At 57.8% G+C, this 16,875-nt stretch carries 13 protein-coding genes; 9 read left to right on the forward strand and 4 right to left on the reverse strand.

Annotation, left to right across the window (positions count from 1 at the left end; translation table 11 throughout):
* Positions 1 to 3: 3 nt before the first annotated feature.
* The 4 genes from GS620_RS02470 to GS620_RS02485 form a co-directional block, all read right to left on the reverse strand.
* Complete coding sequence (locus GS620_RS02470) at positions 4 to 240, reverse strand: BolA/IbaG family iron-sulfur metabolism protein (RefSeq protein ID WP_152457878.1); 237 nt, start codon at positions 238 to 240, stop codon at positions 4 to 6.
* 135 nt (positions 241 to 375) lie between these two features.
* The gene (gene purL / locus GS620_RS02475) at positions 376 to 2,535 is read right to left on the reverse strand and encodes a phosphoribosylformylglycinamidine synthase subunit PurL (protein ID WP_171613904.1); all 2,160 of its coding nucleotides are present in this window, start codon (positions 2,533 to 2,535) and stop codon (positions 376 to 378) included.
* Between the two features lie 180 nt (positions 2,536 to 2,715).
* Positions 2,716 to 4,962 (reverse strand): mechanosensitive ion channel domain-containing protein, encoded by a 2,247-nt coding sequence (locus tag GS620_RS02480; protein WP_171613906.1) that lies wholly within the window; start codon positions 4,960 to 4,962, stop codon positions 2,716 to 2,718.
* A gap of 269 nt (positions 4,963 to 5,231) precedes the next feature.
* Complete coding sequence (locus tag GS620_RS02485; RefSeq protein ID WP_171116088.1) at positions 5,232 to 6,140, reverse strand: LysR family transcriptional regulator; 909 nt, start codon at positions 6,138 to 6,140, stop codon at positions 5,232 to 5,234.
* 169 nt (positions 6,141 to 6,309) lie between these two features.
* Between GS620_RS02485 and GS620_RS02490 the strand changes: the two genes are divergently transcribed.
* The 9 genes from GS620_RS02490 (at position 6,310) to GS620_RS02530 (ending at position 16,872) form a co-directional block, all read left to right on the forward strand.
* Complete coding sequence (locus tag GS620_RS02490; protein ID WP_171613908.1) at positions 6,310 to 9,729, forward strand: indolepyruvate ferredoxin oxidoreductase family protein; 3,420 nt, start codon at positions 6,310 to 6,312, stop codon at positions 9,727 to 9,729.
* Between the two features lie 78 nt (positions 9,730 to 9,807).
* The gene (locus GS620_RS02495; protein ID WP_171613910.1) at positions 9,808 to 10,686 is read left to right on the forward strand and encodes a lysophospholipid acyltransferase family protein; all 879 of its coding nucleotides are present in this window, start codon (positions 9,808 to 9,810) and stop codon (positions 10,684 to 10,686) included.
* Between the two features lie 8 nt (positions 10,687 to 10,694).
* Positions 10,695 to 11,504, forward strand: coding sequence for a glutamate racemase (locus tag GS620_RS02500; protein ID WP_171116081.1), 810 nt, complete (start codon positions 10,695 to 10,697; stop codon positions 11,502 to 11,504).
* Positions 11,505 to 11,598: 94 nt separating this feature from the next.
* Positions 11,599 to 12,627, forward strand: a complete 1,029-nt coding sequence (gene argC, locus GS620_RS02505) for an N-acetyl-gamma-glutamyl-phosphate reductase (RefSeq protein WP_171613912.1) — start codon at positions 11,599 to 11,601, stop codon at positions 12,625 to 12,627.
* A 7-nt stretch (positions 12,628 to 12,634) separates the two neighbouring features.
* Positions 12,635 to 13,081, forward strand: a complete 447-nt coding sequence (gene ccmE / locus GS620_RS02510; RefSeq protein WP_171116077.1) for a cytochrome c maturation protein CcmE — start codon at positions 12,635 to 12,637, stop codon at positions 13,079 to 13,081.
* Positions 13,082 to 13,199: 118 nt separating this feature from the next.
* Entirely contained in the window at positions 13,200 to 13,811 is a 612-nt protein-coding gene (locus GS620_RS02515) for a holin-associated N-acetylmuramidase (protein ID WP_171613914.1), read from the forward strand.
* Complete coding sequence (locus GS620_RS02520; protein WP_171168288.1) at positions 13,802 to 14,380, forward strand: holin family protein; 579 nt, start codon at positions 13,802 to 13,804, stop codon at positions 14,378 to 14,380. Before GS620_RS02515 ends, GS620_RS02520 begins: the two co-directional genes overlap by 10 nt.
* A gap of 75 nt (positions 14,381 to 14,455) precedes the next feature.
* Entirely contained in the window at positions 14,456 to 16,420 is a 1,965-nt protein-coding gene (locus tag GS620_RS02525) for a heme lyase CcmF/NrfE family subunit (protein ID WP_171613916.1), read from the forward strand.
* Entirely contained in the window at positions 16,417 to 16,872 is a 456-nt protein-coding gene (locus GS620_RS02530) for a cytochrome c-type biogenesis protein (RefSeq protein ID WP_152457890.1), read from the forward strand. The genes GS620_RS02525 and GS620_RS02530 overlap by 4 nt, the downstream gene beginning before the upstream one ends.
* Positions 16,873 to 16,875: the final 3 nt, after the last annotated feature.

The raw sequence follows: 16,875 nt of genomic DNA on the forward strand, positions 1-16,875 counted from the left end.
ATCTTATTCTGGCACTTTGGTGGTGAGCGCCAGCGCGTGCAATTCTCCGTCCGGGCCGTCCATCTTGCCCTTCAGAGCTGCGTAAACAGCGCGCTGTTGCTGAACCCGGTTTTTGCCGCGAAAGCTTTCATCCACCACCATGGCAGACATATGAACACCGTCATTTCCGCCGACCTGAATCTCGGCGTCGGGAAAGGCTTCGCGCAGCAGGTGTTCGATTTCATGGGCGCTCATCGGCATGTAGGTAACTCCAGAAGGTCTTTCCCAAGATGTAGAGCGCATGAACCGGGCGTGCAAGAGCACTGGCGCATGCAAAAACAACCAAACCCGCACCGGGTCACGACGCGGGTTTCGATTGGCATTCGCGTGGCGTTGTCAGGCGACAGCCTCGGCAAAGCTGTTGCGGTAAATCGCGGCAAGTTCATCAAGCGAGGCTTCCGAACTGCCGATCTTCACCGTATCGCCGGTGAAACGACCAACCGCATTCAGAGGAACGCCGGCCTGACCGGCCGCAATCATCAATGCCTCGGCCTGATCGAAATTGCACGCAACAAGATAGCGGGCCTGATCTTCACCGAACAGGAATTGAGTCGGGGCGTCGTCAAGACATACGCCAACGCCTGCGGCTTCTGCCAGTTCGAAGGCAGCCAGAGCGATGCCGCCATCGCTGAGGTCGGTGCAGGCCTTGATCATCTCGCGGTTGGCGCGGATGAAATCACCGTTGCGCTTTTCGGCATCCAGATCGACATGCGGGGCGTCGCCGTCTTCGCGGTTGAACACCTCGGCCAAAAGGGCGGATTGACCCAGATGCCCCTTGGTTTCACCGATCACCAGCACGACGTGGCCTTCGCGCACTTCGTTGCCGATGACCTCGTCCGAGTGCTGCAACAGGCCGACTGCGCCAATGGTGGGGGTCGGCAGAATGGCCTGTCCGTCGGTCTCATTGTACAAAGAGACGTTGCCCGACACGATCGGCATATCCAACGCGCCGACTGCGGCGCCGATGCCCTGTATGGCACCGACAAACTGGCCCATGATTTCGGGCTTTTCGGGATTGCCGAAGTTCAGGTTGTCCGTGGTGGCCAGCGGCTTGGCTCCGACGGCGGTCAGGTTGCGATAGGCTTCGGCCACCGCTTGTTTGCCGCCCTCAAAAGGGTTTGCGCGCACATAGCGCGGGGTCACGTCGGATGTGAAGGCAAGCACCTTGTCGGTCCCGTGGACGCGGACCAGGCCCGCACCCAGACCCGGCGTGCGGACGGAATCCGCCATCACCATGGTGTCGTATTGTTCATAGACCCATTGCTTGCCTGCGTAGTTGGGCGAAGCGAGCAGGGCGCGCAGCCCGTCAATCGGGTCGATCTGGGGCACTTCGGCCAGTTCCTCTGCCTGTGGCGTAGGCTCCCATGGGCGGTCGTATTCCGGCGCGGTGGAAGACAGTTTGGACAGAACCAGATCGGCTTTGACTTCACCGTTATGCATGATCAGAAAGCGGTCTTCGGCAATGGTTTCGCCAACGATTGCGAAATCAAGATCCCATTTTTCGAACACGGCGCGGGCCTCTGCCTCAAGCTCGGGCTTGAGGACCATCAGCATACGCTCCTGAGACTCGGACAGCATCATTTCATAGGCTGTCATGTTTTCTTCGCGCTGAGGAACGTTCTCCAGATCAAGACGCACGCCAAGGCCACCCTTGTCACCCATTTCAACGGCCGAGCAGGTCAGGCCCGCCGCGCCCATGTCCTGGATCGAGATCACCGCACCGGTCCGCATCAGTTCCAGCGTCGCCTCCATCAGGCGTTTTTCGGTGAAAGGGTCGCCGACCTGAACGGTGGGGCGCTTTTCTTCGATCGTGTCGTCGAATTCGGCGGATGCCATGGTTGCACCACCCACACCATCACGCCCGGTTTTTGCGCCCAGATAGACGACGGGCATACCCACGCCCGACGCGGCCGAATAGAAAATCTTGTCACTGTCAGCCAGACCGGCCGCAAAGGCGTTCACAAGGCAGTTGCCATTGTATGCGGGATGAAAGCGCACTTCGCCACCGACGCAAGGCACGCCGAAGCAGTTGCCATAACCACCGATGCCCTCGACCACGCCGTTGACCAGTTGGCGGGTCTTGTGATGGCCGGGATCGCCAAAGGACAATGCGTTCATGGACGCAATGGGACGCGCGCCCATGGTAAAGACGTCGCGCAGGATGCCCCCCACGCCGGTCGCCGCACCCTGATAGGGTTCGATGTAAGACGGGTGGTTGTGGCTTTCCATCTTGAAAACCACGGCCTGACCGTCGCCAATGTCCACCACGCCTGCGTTTTCACCGGGTCCGCAGATCACCTGGGGACCAGAGGTGGGCAGGGTGCGCAGCCATTTCTTCGAAGATTTGTAGGAACAGTGCTCGTTCCACATGGCCGAGAAAATGCCGAGCTCGGTGAAAGTAGGTTCACGCCCGATGATCTCGAGGATCATGTCATATTCCTCGGGCTTGAGCCCGTGTGCGGCAATCAGATCGGGTGTGATGGCGGGCTCTTGCATCTTCTGTCCTGTGTCCAAGTGGGCCGAGATTGCGCGCCTTGTAGGGCAAGCGCGCGCGTGTGGAAAGGGTCAAGACGGCGCAGGTTGCGTCTTTCAAAGAAAAACGGAACCGGCATCACTGCCGGTTCCGGATGAATGCGCCCCGAAATGGGTGCATGCAGCTGGCGTGGGCCGCGAGGGTTACGCCGATCCCTGATCCTTGTTGAGCTGCGCTGCGGCCGCGGCACCAACAGCCGTCTTCTGTTCCGGGGTCAGGTTTTCATTGTCGTCCAGACCCGGAATTGCAACGCGCACCTCGCGGCGGGCAAAGTCGATGCCGTTTTCCTTGAAGGCCGCCTTGACCCGGTTGAAGATCTCTTTGCGCAATGTGAACTGCTTGCCGGGCTTGGCCATGAACTTGCCACGGATGATCATGCCGACATCGTCAAAATCGAACACACCTTGCGATTTGAACGGTTGCAGGAAGCCATCCTTGTGGGTCTCGTCCTCCATCATCTCAGCACCGATCTTCTTGAAGATCTTCTTGACCTTGTTGGGATCGGTGTCGAACGGCACGGTGAATTTCAGCTTCATGATCACCCAGTCGCGGCTGAAATTTGTCAGCTTCTGAATCTCACCGTAGGGAATCGTGTGTACGGGGCCGCGATGGTGACGCAACTGCATCGAGCGAACCGAGATTTTCTCGACAGTTCCCATCGTGCCGCCGACGTCGACATATTCTCCGACGCGGAAGGCATCGTCGATCAGGAAGAAAACCCCGCCCACGATGTCAGCAACCAGCTTCTGCGCACCAAAACCGATCGCCAGACCCAGAACACCGGCACCGGCCAAAAGCGGCGTGATATTGATGCCCAATGCGCCCAGCGCCAGCAGGCCAAAAATCACGGCAATCGTAATCTGGGCCGTGATCCGCATCAGAGGCAGAACCGTCGCCAGACGAGAGCCGCCGGCACCGCCGCCTTCACCGCCTGCCTCTTCGTCCAGGGCCTCGGCCGCCGTCTGTTCCCGGGCCAATCGGCGGTTGATCCAGAGCGAGACGACCTCGTTCAGGATATAGCCAACGGCGATGATCAGCAGGAATTCGATCACAGCCCCGCCGACTTCGGCACCGACACCGGCCGAAGCGACGTTGCGCAGGTCAAGATGCCATGCGCGTGCAATCATGAAAACCACGACCAAGCCGGCGATAACGCGACCAATCCGGATATAGCTGCGTTTCGCGGAACGGTAGGCGCGTTCGGCAAGAGGGCCTTCGCCCGACATTGGCGGTTGCAAATGCCGCACAAGACCGCGGATCAGCGTATCCAGCGCAGGGGCAATCAACAACCAGAACATCGTCGTGAAATGCGCACCGCTGGTCAGCAATCTCAGTGTTGCCGGATCACGCTGCGCGACCAGGAACTCGACCAGCAGCCAGATTGCCACCGAAACGCCGATGGCAAAATAGGGGTAATAATGCGCAACTTCTTCATCGAATTTCGTGTGATCCGGGTCTGTCCCAAGCATCATCTGCGACAGTCCTTCGCGCGCGGTCCACGCGATTACGGCGATATAGACGTGAATTGCAGCGTTCAGCCAGAAGCCAATGCGGGTATCGTCACCCGTGACGCCATTGAGCGCGTTGAACCGTACGACGAACAGCGTGAACCCGATCAGGATCAACAGGCCGATCAGGTTGCGGTGCAGGTACTTTGCCCAGTGGTCGTCGATATTGACCAACCGAAATTGCGGCTTTTCCGGTGCCAGAACAAACCGGGACGCTGCTGCACCCAATCGCGGCACCCAGATAAGATAGAATACAAACGGTGCAGCATAGGTGATCTGTTCCGTGGTTAGAAGACCGCGGCCAACTGCGCGGATCACGACATAGAAAATGATCAGCCCGGCGATTTCGCGGCAGAACCGACGAAACAGGTATCTGACGGCGCCCCAAAGGTCGGCCTCGTCCGCCGCTTCGGTCGCTTCATGCCAGCGACGTGTCAGGAAGATGAACAGCTTTTCCGCAATGAAACCGACAACAAGTACAGAAAGGACAAGCCCCATAAGTGTAAAGACACCGGTCGTTCCGAATGTATCGCTAAAATTGCTGAACGCGGTAATCTGCGCGGTGATAATGTTGGGAGCAGTTGTCAGAACATGTGTCCAGGATGCGACCATGGCTGCCCAAATCTCGCTTATCTCGGTCAACGGGTCTTCTACGTCCGCCTTTTCGGCGGCTTGTTTTTCCGCCACAGCATCAAGACGCTCCAATAGAATTGCGCGAACCTGATCATCGGACATGCGTGCAACAAGATCGTCGACCTGTTCGGGTGTCAGGTCTTCCGGAATGGCCACTGTAGAAGTTGAACCGGAGTCCTGTGCATATAGTGGCACTGCCATGAACAATGCGGAGACGAGCGCCAAAACCAGGCGGAGTGGGTGGAACATGTATTTTCCCTCAAACACGAAATTGTATCGTTTTTTGGGGATCATATGCCTATGCGTGTATTTTTCCCAGAGCTTTCGCTGACTTAATGCAGGGTCCAGCCAAAAAAAAGGCCGAGCTATGAGCTCGGCCGTAGTCCAACAGGGAGGTATGAAGATGATGAGCGTTTCAGCATCACCGCCTTCGAGTGCTCATTTAGGGGTCAGTTTGTGAACGTTCAAGGCAATTAACTCTGTGATCACTTCATGTCCGTTATGCTATTTGCGCATAGCTACAGTTTTCCCATCTGTTTCAGCTGCTTACGCTGTGCGATGATTTCGTCCTGCACGAAGTCCCGAAACGCGCCAACGCGTTTTGAATGCCGTAATTCTTCCGGGTAGGCCAGATAAACCGGAACATCTGCGGTTTCGATGTCTGACAGGATGGGCACGAGGTGCGGAAAATCCTGAGTGACATAATCGGGCAGAACACCGATGCCCAGATTGTGCAAAACGCCCTGAAGCACACCAAAATAGTTGTTCACAGTCAGCAAGGACCCGGGATTATAGGTCATCAGGTGGCGCACCATAGCGGCACTGGCCCCAACCTGCGGCGCCGCAGGGGTCTGACAAATCAGACGGTGGTCCTTGATCTCTTCCAGGGACTGCAACATGCCGCCGTGGTTTTCGATATAATCCTGGGTTGCATACAACATCATCTGAACGGTCATTAGGCGCTTGCGCACCAGATCAGCCTGGCTGGGCTCTTTCATGCGGATGGCGACGTCCGCTTCGCGCATCGGAAGATCCAGAACGCGTTCTTCAAGCATCAGGTCGATGTTCAGGTCCGGGTATTGCTCATAAAGTTTCGGCAAGCGCGGTGCCAGCCAGAGCGTTCCAAAGCCGAAGGTCGTCGTGACACGCAAAACACCAAAGACTTCTTCCTCGCTGTCGCGAATACGTGCAGCTGCGGCATCCAACCGTTTCGACATGGCGGATGTGGCGTCAAACAACAACTCGCCCTGTTCGGTGAGAATCAGCCCCCGCGCGTGACGGTGGAACAGGGTGGCATCCAGAGACTCTTCCAATGCGCGGATCTGTCGGCTTACGGCGGATTGAGACAGGTTCAGCTTGTCTCCGGCGTGCGTAAGGCTGCCTGCATCGGCCACCGCGTGAAATATTCTAAGCTTGTCCCAATCCATCACCGCAACTTTCGTTATCTTTCAGAAGCCCTATATGAAATAGGTAACAAGTTCTACATTCAAAGGACGAAATCGTTACATATCAGTGGATAAATTCTATACAGGTCAGAAATTATGACCTAAAATGAACCCAAGTAAAGCACACTGATCTGACGAGGGGAGACGTCTGATGAGCCAGCCACAGATAACGCTGAACGACCGGTTCGATCTTGAGAAAAACCCGGTTCTTCTGAATGGAACGCAGGCGCTTGTGCGCTTGATGCTGATGCAAAAGGCCAGAGACCGGCAAGCGGGCCTTAACACGGCGGGATTGGTTACCGGGTACCGCGGGTCGCCTTTGGGCGCAGTGGATCAGCAAATGATGCGGGCCCAAAAGCCACTGGCCGAAAGCGATATCACGTTTCAGTTCGGTTTGAACGAAGACCTGGCGGCCACCGCGCTTTGGGGCAGCCAGCAGGCGGGTCTGCGCGGCGACGGCAAATTCGATGGGGTCTTCGGGCTTTGGTATGGCAAGGGGCCGGGCGTTGACCGGTCCGGTGACGTCATGCGCCACGCAAACATGGCGGGAACAGCCAAACATGGCGGTGTGCTCATGGCGATGGGCGATGACCATACCGGCGAAAGCTCGACGGTGCTGCATCAGTCGGAATGGTCGCTGGTCGACATGTACATGCCGATCGTCAGCCCTGCCGGCGTTCAGGAAATCCTTGATTATGGAATTTATGGATTTGCACTCAGCCGTTTCGCGGGGGTCTGGGTGGGTCTGAAGACGATGAAGGACACGATCGAAGTCACCTCGGTCGTGGATGGACGCCCGGACCGGATGCAAATGGTCATCCCAGAATTCGACATGCCGGAAGGGGGGTTGAACATCCGGTTGGGCGACACGCCGCACATGCAGGAAACGCGTGTCATCGATTACAAAAGGTTCGCGGCCGAAACGTTTTCACATGCCAACAAGCTGGACAAACGGATGTGGGGCAAACCCGGCGCCAAGATCGGCTTTGTCGCTGCGGGCAAAAACTGGTTGGACCTGACACATGCGCTTTCGCTTCTGAATATCGACGAAGCCGAGGCCGAGCGTCTGGGGATTACCACGTACAAGGTGGGGCAGACTTTCCCGCTGGATATGGCCGGATTCCACGACTGGGCCGAGGGGCTGGACCTGATCGTGATCGTCGAGGAAAAGCGCAAGCTGATCGAGGTTCAGGTCAAAGAGGCCATCTTTGACGACCGGCGCGGACGCCGAGTATATGGGTGGTACAAAGGCGGTGCCGGGACATTGCACCGCGAAGAACTGTTCCCGACGCGCGGTGCGCTTGATCCGATCATGATCGCTGAAAAGCTGGGCGAGATCCTGATTGAAGAGGGGCGCGAGACCGATGGTATCCGGGCCGGGCTGGCGTCTTTGTCAGAAGCGCGCCGGGCCGACAATGCACAGGAAATAGCGACGCGGCTACCGTATTTCTGTTCCGGCTGCCCGCATAACAGCTCGACAAGGGTGCCGGAAGGCAGCCGCGCCTATGCCGGTATCGGCTGTCACTACATGGTTCAATGGATGGATCGCGAGACGACCGGTTTCACTCAGATGGGTGGGGAAGGCGCCAACTGGATCGGCGAGGCGCCGTTTTCGACGACCAAGCACGTGTTCCAGAACCTTGGCGATGGCACGTACAACCATTCCGGCGTTCAGGCGATCCGGGCTGCGTTGTCCGCAGGAACGAACATCACCTTCAAGATCTTGTTCAACGACGCGGTTGCCATGACCGGCGGGCAGGAGAATGAGGGCGACCTGACCGCCGAACGGATCGTTGCCGAGGTCAAGGCAATGGGTGTCCGAGAGGTGGCCCTGGTTTACGATGAAAAAGAGGACGTCAACTTCAAGGCTCTGCCCGCCAGCGTTCAGACATACGAGCGTGCCGAACTCATGCAGGTGCAGGAGAAGTTTCGCGAGATCGAGGGCGTATCGGTCATCGTCTATGTACAAACCTGCGCTGCCGAAAAGCGCCGCCGCCGCAAGCGCGGTACATTCCCCGATCCCGACAAGCGCGTGTTCATCAACACCGATGTCTGCGAAGGCTGCGGCGATTGCGGTGTACAGTCAAATTGCGTGTCGATCGTTCCCAAACAGACCGAGCTGGGCCGCAAGCGGGCCATTGATCAATCGAGCTGCAACAAGGATTACTCGTGCTTGAACGGTTTCTGCCCGTCTTTCGTGACGCTTGAGGGCGCGAAAATTCGCAAAGAGGCGACGACCGAAATTGATCTGCCAGATTTGCCAACACCAGATCTGCCGAAGATCACCGGCACGCACAACGTCGTGATTACCGGCGTCGGCGGTACGGGTGTCGTCACCATTGGCGCCATCCTTGCGCAGGCGGCGCAGATTGACGGAAAAGGCGCGGGCATGATGGAAATGGCGGGGCTGGCGCAGAAAGGCGGCGCAGTCCACATCCACTGTAGATTGGCCAACCGCCCCGAGGATATCAGCGCGATTCGCGTCGCCACTGGCGAGGCCCACGCGCTGATCGGCGGCGATCTGGTGGTCTCGGCCGGCGCAAAGACGTTGGGCCTGACGCGCACTGGACGTACGGGGGCCGTCGTGAACAGCCATGAAACGGTGACGGGCGACTTCACGCGTGATACCGAGTTCCGCATTCCGGCGGATCAGCTGGAACTGGCCCTGCAAGCGCGGCTGAAAGAAGATGTCTCGCTGTTTGATGCGACCGAACTGGCGCGCGCGGTGATGGGGGATTCAATCTATTCCAACATGATGATCTTCGGCGCGACCTGGCAGCGCGGGCTGTTGCCGGTCAGCCATCAGGCGATCTTTGAGGCCATCGAATTGAACGGCACGGCGGTCGAACGCAACAAACGTGCGTTTGATATTGGACGTTGGGCGGTTCTGCACCCGGAAGACGTGCAATCCATCCTTGCGCCGACCGTGGCCGAGATGCCCAAGACACTGGATCAGATCATCGCGTTTCGCGCGCAGCACCTGACGGAATATCAAAGCGCCCGGCTGGCCAGGCGGTACCGCAAGCTGGTGGACAGTGTCGAGGACGCGGATGTGCGCGAAGCGGTGGCGAAAGGGTATCACAAGCTGTTGTCGTACAAGGACGAATACGAGGTTGCGCGCCTTCTGCTGACCAGTCGGGAAAAAGCGGCGGCCGAGTTTGATGGTGACTTCAAGATGACCTTTCACCTTGCCCCGCCGATATTCGGCGGATCGGGCAGCAATGGCAGGCCGAAAAAGCGTGCCTTCAGCGAATCCATCATGACTGCGTTGAAACTGTTGACCAAACTAAAGGCATTGCGCGGCACACCATTGGACATTTTCGGGTATTCATCCGAACGCAAGATGGAGCGCGCCCTGATCCGACAGTATGAAAAGGACATGCGCGAGGTACTGCCCCTGGTGTCGCAGGACACCCGTGATGCGATTGCCGCCCTGGCCCGTTTGCCGCTGGATATCCGCGGATTTGGGCCGGTACTGCGGGAAAACGAGGCCAAGGCTGCGAAACGGCGAGAAGAGCTGCTGGCCGTCATCCGCAGCGGTGGGCCTGAATTGCAAGCTGCGGCAGAGTAATTCGTCACAAGCGTGTCACGATAGCTGGTCAAACCTGTTGCTTGTACTTATTTTGCGGGCAGCAAAACGGAGCCCTTCATGTCTTCTCGTCGTCATGTCGTTCGTGACATCTCGTATGCGCATTCCGCCGAAACCAAGGGGGGGCGGTTGGTCATCAGGCTGATGGAGAACACCACGGGACGGTTGCGTCTGATCAAACGGGCCGACGGATATGAACAAGAAGTCGCAAAGGGTCGGGATTTTTGGTCGGTCATGGTCGATCGCTATGGATTGACCTTGGATGTCGTTGGTGGCTCGCTGGAGAATGTCCCCAAGAATGGTCCGCTTATCCTGATTGCAAACCATCCATATGGAATTCTGGATGGGCTGATGATGGGGCATATATTGTCCCAGACCCGTGGTGATTTCCGGATTCTCGCAAATCGCGTTTTCCGCAAGGCCGAAGACCTGAACCGTATCGTTTTGCCTGTTTCGTTTGATGAAACCAAAGAAGCGGTGAAACTGAATCTGGATACGCGGAAGACCGCATTGAACTACCTTGGCGATGGCGGCGCGATCGGGATTTTCCCTGGGGGTACGGTCAGCACTGGCGTTAATCCGTTCGCGCATCCCATGGATCCGGGTTGGCGCGGTTTCACGGCCCGAATGGTGGCCAAATCAAATGCCACCGTCGTTCCGGTGTTCTTCGACGGGCACACGTCACGTCTGTTTCAGATTGCTAGTCATATGCACAACACCCTGCGCATGGGGTTGCTGATCAAGGAATTCAAAAAACGTGTCGATACTCCGGTCAAAGTGGTGATTGGCACGCCTATCGAGCGCGACATTCTGGATCCGCTGGGCAAGGATACGCGCAAGATGATGGATTTCCTGCGCAAAGCGACGTATGAGCTGTCTCCGACACCGCTGAAGTCTTATGACTATGGCTATGAATTTGAGGAACGGCATCGCGCCTGAAGGGGCTAATGGCAGTAGGTATCTTTGATTCCGGATTGGGCGGTCTTACCGTCCTGAGCGCCGCGCAGACACGTCTGCCTGACGTTGATTTCCTGTATTACGCGGACAGCGCGCATGCCCCTTACGGTGTGCGCGATGCCGAGGACATCTATCAGCTGACCCGAAAGGCCGTGCAGGACCTTTGGGATCGCGGCTGCAACTTGGTGATTCTGGCCTGCAACACCGCCAGCGCGGCGGCGCTGCGCCGGATGCAGGAAGAGGGCGTGCCCGAAGGCAAACGTGTGCTTGGTGTCTTTGTTCCCTTGATCGAAGCCCTGACCGAGCGGCAATGGGGCGACAATTCCCCACCACGCGAAGTGGCGGTCAAGCATGTCGCCTTGTTCGCCACGCCAGCCACTGTATCCAGCCGGGCCTTTCAGCGCGAGCTGGCGTTCCGGGCAATTGGCGTGGATGTCGAGGCGCAGGCATGTGGTGGCGTCGTGGATGCCATTGAAGACGGTGACATGATCCTGGCCGAGGCGCTGGTGCGCAGCCATGTGGAAGCCCTCAAGCGCAAGATGCCTGAACCGCAGGCGGCCATACTGGGCTGTACGCATTACCCGCTAATGGCTGACGTATTTCAGGCGGCATTGGGACCTGATGTGCAGGTCTACAGCCAGGGGGCGCTGGTTGCGGAAAGCCTTGCGGATTATCTGCATCGCCACCCCAACATGCTGGGTAACGGCCCGGGAGGGTTCCTGACGACGGGGAAACCCAATGTGGTAAGCGATCGGGCGACACAGTTCCTCCGACGACAAATCACATTCGAGGCTGCCTGACTTCGGTCAAGGACGCGGCCGCTCTGCTTTCATTATTTCCAGACCGTCGCATCGGCGGTCGTAACAGGTGACACACGTTGAGAAGAGGTCTGACATGACCCATAAAATCGCAATTCTAGGCGCCTCGGGCTATACCGGCGCGGAACTGGTGCGGCTGATCGCCGAACACCCGAACATGGATATCGTTGCGCTGGCCGCTGAACGGAAGGCGGGAATGACAATGGCGCAGGTTTTCCCCCATCTGCGCCACATGGACCTGCCGGATCTGTGCAAGATTTCCGAGATCGATTTTTCCCGGATCGATCTGTGTTTTTGTGCCCTTCCGCACAAGACCAGTCAAGAAGTGATCAGTGCGCTGCCCAAGGATCTGAAGATCATTGACCTGTCTGCTGACTTCCGGCTGACTGACCCGGACGAATATGAAAAGTGGTACGGAAACCCGCATACCGCGCTCGAGCAGCAGGAAGAGGCCGTTTATGGCCTGACCGAGTTCTATCGCGACGAAATCCGGGACGCGCGACTGGTGGCGGGCACGGGGTGCAATGCGGCAACCGGGCAATACGTTCTTCGGCCGCTGATTTCTGCCGGAGTGATTGATCTGGACGATATCGTGCTGGATCTGAAATGCGCTGTTTCCGGGGCAGGGCGGTCGCTGAAAGAAAACCTGCTGCACGCTGAACTGAGCGAGGGCGCCAATGCCTATGCCGTCGGCGGGACCCACAGGCATCTGGGCGAGTTCGATCAGGAGTTTTCCACACTGGCCGGTCGTACGGTTCATGTGCAGTTCACTCCGCACCTGATCCCTGCAAACCGGGGCATTCTGGCCACCACCTACTTGAAAGGGGACCCGAATAGCATCTATGAAACGCTTGCAAAGGCTTATGCGGATGAGCCTTTCATTCAGATGCTGCCGATGGGCGAGACACCATCGACCCACCACGTGCGCGGGTCCAACTTCTGTCATATCGGTGTTGTGGCAGACCGGATCGAACGGCGCGCGATCGTGATCGCGGCGCTGGATAACCTGACAAAAGGTAGCAGTGGCCAAGCCTTGCAGAACGCCAATCTGATGTTAGGTGAGACTGAAACCCGGGGCCTGATGATGGCACCGTTATTTCCGTGAGGACGGTATGAAAACGCTCAAGAAACGTCGCCGAGTACAAGTCATTCTGGTAGCTGTCGTTGCCTTGGTGGCATCGACTGCGTTGATTGGCTATGCCATGCGCGACGGGATCAACTTTTTCCGCTCGCCAAGCCAGGTGATTGCCGAACCACCCAAGCCGACCGAGGTCTTTCGGATTGGCGGCCTGGTCGAAGAAGGTTCAATCATCCGTGGGCAGGGCGAAACCGTACATTTTGTCGTCACCGACGGCGGCGAAAGCGTAAAGGTATCTTTCACTGGGGTTCTGCCTGATCTGTTTTCGGAAAATCAGGGCATGGTCGGCACCGGGCGTTACGTGAACGGTGTGTTTGAAGCCACTGAAATTCTTGCCAAACATGACGAAACCTATATGCCGAAAGAAGTCGTGGACGCGTTGAAAGAGCAGGGCGTGTACAAAGAGGCTGAAGAAAGCTGACCTGACCCACATTCGTGTTGAGGGCGTTGCGCGCGGGATGCGGGCAGCGCCCTCTGTCGTTCAGGCTTGTTAATTCTTTTTCGGGATCGTCAGCGCCATTCAACGAAATGAGGGCGCTATGCAAACGGTTCGGCAGATTGCCAATGAAATTGTGCGCCGGGAAGGCGGGTACGTGAATGACCCGGACGATCCGGGCGGGGCAACCAAGTTCGGTGTCACGATCCATACGATGCGCCGGCTTGGATTGGATCTGACGGGGGATGGGCTGGTTGACGTGGCGGATGTCCGGGCGCTTACTCAGCGCGAGGCGGTCGATATCTTTGTTCAGCACTACTTTGAAAAGCCACGCATCGCGCTGTTGCCGGATGTTATGCATGCCTCTGTTTTTGACATGTATGTCAACGCCGGTGCGCAAGCAGTAATAATCCTGCAACGGCTTTTGCGTGATATGGGGTTTGACGTGGTGGCAGATGGCGTGATCGGCGCGCAAACGGCGCACGCATGCACAGACGCGGCCCAACCAAATCCCAACGCGTTGCGCGATGCGTACGGTGTGGCGCGGCGGAACTATTACTTTCGGCTGGCCGACAAACGACCGGCATCCAGAAAATACGCGCGCACCCGATCCGGTGGCAAAGGAGGCTGGATCAAACGGGCCGAAGAGTTTCTGTCGCCGCGCTATCGTCTGACGGAAAGTGAATTCAAGGAAAGGGTTGCGGCATGGGGTTGATCTCGGGGGTATTGGCGCTGCTATTCGGGGGCGGTCGCAACGCTGTGCGTGAGACGGTTGAAATATACCGGGAAAACGCCGAGTCCCGTGCCGAGCGCGCGACAGAGTTGCAAAGTCAGGCAATGACGCAGTTCGGCCGAGAGTTCGTGGTTCCTCAAAAAGGCCTGTTCGACCGCGTCATGGATGGTGTCAACCGGTTGCCGCGCCCGGCTTTGGCGCTTGGAACGCTGGGATTGTTTGTTGCCGCGATGGTGGATCCGCTGTGGTTCGCTGAATGCATGCAGGGCATTGCGCTGGTGCCGGAACCTCTTTGGTGGTTGCTGGGCGTGATTGTCTCTTTCTATTTTGGCGCGCGCCATCAGAGCAAAATGCAGGATTTTCAGCGGGATATAGGCGCAGCCATGCAGCGGTTGCCGACGGTCATGGGGAACATAGAAACGGTGCGGGCCATGCGCAGCGACAGCCCGGGCGTCGCCGACCCCGGCCCTGATGCCAACCTGATACAGAACGCCTCGCGTCCTGATGCGAATCCAGCATTGACCGATTGGCGCAAGCTTCGGGGGCTTTGACCCGCGACACTATGTGCCCTCGGATCGTGCGAAAGTTAATGGCCCCCGGTTCGGCCTCGCAGTATATTCCGGGGCATGATTACAGAGCTTGGCCACTTCGCCCTCATCCTCGCCTTTTTCGTCGCCATCGTGCAAAGCGTGGTGCCTCTGATCGGTGCGTCAAAAAACTGGACCGGCTGGGTGGCTTTTGCCGAGCCTGCGGCCATCGTGCAGTTTCTGCTGACTGCATTTTCCTTCGGTGCGCTGATCTGGGCTTTCATCGTGTCGGACTTTTCGCTGCGGATCGTGGTCGAAAACAGTCATTCGGCCAAGCCGATGATCTACAAGATCAGCGGGACGTGGGGAAACCACGAAGGATCGATGCTGCTTTGGGTGCTGATTGTCACGCTGTTCGGAGCGATGGCGGCATTCTTTGGGGGCGGGTTGCCCCCAAGCCTGAAGGCGCGTGTGCTTGCGGTTCAATCTGCCATTGCCGTGGCGTTTTTTGCTTTCATTCTGTTTACCTCGAACCCGTTTGACCGGCTGGCAATTGCGCCGTTTGACGGGCGAGATCTGAACCCGCTGTTGCAGGATCCCGGTTTGGCCTTCCACCCGCCATTTCTGTATCTCGGTTATGTGGGGCTGAGCATGGCGTTCAGTTTTGCCATCGCGGCGCTGATCGAAGGGCGTATCGATGCGGCATGGGGCCGCTGGGTTCGCCCATGGACGCTGGCCGCCTGGGTGTTTTTGACGATCGGCATCGCACTGGGGTCCTGGTGGGCCTATTACGAGCTGGGCTGGGGCGGTTTCTGGTTCTGGGATCCGGTTGAGAACGCCTCTTTCATGCCGTGGCTGCTGGCGGCAGCGCTGCTGCATTCGGCAATCGTTGTTGAAAAGCGCGAGGCGCTGAAAAGCTGGACCATCCTGCTGGCAATCATTGCCTTCGGGTTTTCGCTGATCGGAACATTCATCGTTCGTTCGGGGCTACTGACCTCGGTTCACGCCTTTGCCAATGACCCGGAACGCGGGGTGTTCATCCTGTTCATTCTGGTGGTTTTCATCGGTGGGGCGCTGACTTTGTTTGCCGCGCGGGCGCAGGCGATGGAGGCCAAGGGTGTTTTCGGCATGGTCAGCCGCGAAAGCGCGCTGATCGTAAACAACGTCCTGCTGGCGGTTAGTTGTTTCGTGGTCTTTGTCGGTACGATGTGGCCGATGGTGGCCGAGATGATGTTTGATCGCAAACTCTCGGTCGGGGCGCCGTTTTTCAACGCTGCATTCTCTCCTTTCATGGTTTTGCTGGGATTGATCCTTCCCATCGGGGCCATGTTGCCGTGGAAACGCGGGCGGATTGGAAAAACGGCCTGGTCGCTGCGCTATGCCTTTGGTCTGGCCTTGGCGATTGCCTTGCTGGTTTGGGCGATGCAGACCGGCCGCAGCGCTTTGGGGCCGGTGGGTCTGTTCCTTGGGGCGTGGATTACATTTGGCGCCATCGTTGATTTGTGGAGCCGTACGGGGCGCAACGGCAGCCTGAAACGCTTGTTCCGCCTGCCAGGTGCGGATTGGGGTAAAGCCGTCGCTCATACCGGGCTGGGTGTTACCATCTTTGCCATTGCAGGCCTGACTGCATGGGAGGACGAGGATATTCGCGTCGCCCAACCCAACCAACCTTTCGAAGTGGGACAGTTCACGCTGACGCTGCAAGATGTCCGTCGGGTCGAGGGGCCGAACTATTTTTCGACCACGGCGGATGTTCTGGTTGAAAAGAATGGTCGTCCGATCGGGACATTGCACCCGGAAAAACGGGACTACCCCGTTGCGCGGATGCCCACGACCGAAGCGGCGATCGATTATCGTTTCCTCGGGGACCTTTACGTCGTGATCGGCGATCAACAGGCAGATGGTGGCTGGGTGATGCGAACCTATATCAAGCCGCTTGCAAACTGGATCTGGGGCGGCTGTATCCTGATGGCGCTTGGCGGTGTCCTGAGCCTGTGTGACAGGCGCTTCCGTGTGGCCGCAGGCGCAAGAAAAACCCCGGTCGGCGGAGTACCTGCGGAATGAAACGCCTTGTTCTGATTCTGATGATGCTCGCAACACCCGTCTTTGCGGTGCAGCCTGACGAGGTTCTGGATGATCCGGTACTGGAACAGCGTGCGCGGGATCTCAGCGCCGGACTGCGTTGCCTCGTGTGCCGCAATGAGAGCATCGACGAAAGCAACGCGGATCTCGCGCGCGATTTGCGCGTGTTGTTGCGGGAACGGTTGATGGCTGGGGATACGGACGAACAGGCGATCGCGTTTATCGTTGATCGGTATGGCGAATACGTACTTCTGAAACCGACAGCCAGCGGCTCGAACCTGTTTTTGTGGCTGGCCGGGCCAATCATGCTGTTGATCGCTGCCGCGGTTGGGTTGAACTTTCTCCGTACCCGGGCCAAGGCCCGTGCTTCGGTGGACTCTGCCGCGTTGAGTGAGGACGAAAAAGAACGTCTGCGTCAAATTCTTGAAGACTGACGC

This window comes from Ruegeria sp. HKCCD6428 (genome assembly GCF_013110595.1).
In the GTDB taxonomy this organism is placed as follows: domain Bacteria; phylum Pseudomonadota; class Alphaproteobacteria; order Rhodobacterales; family Rhodobacteraceae; genus Ruegeria.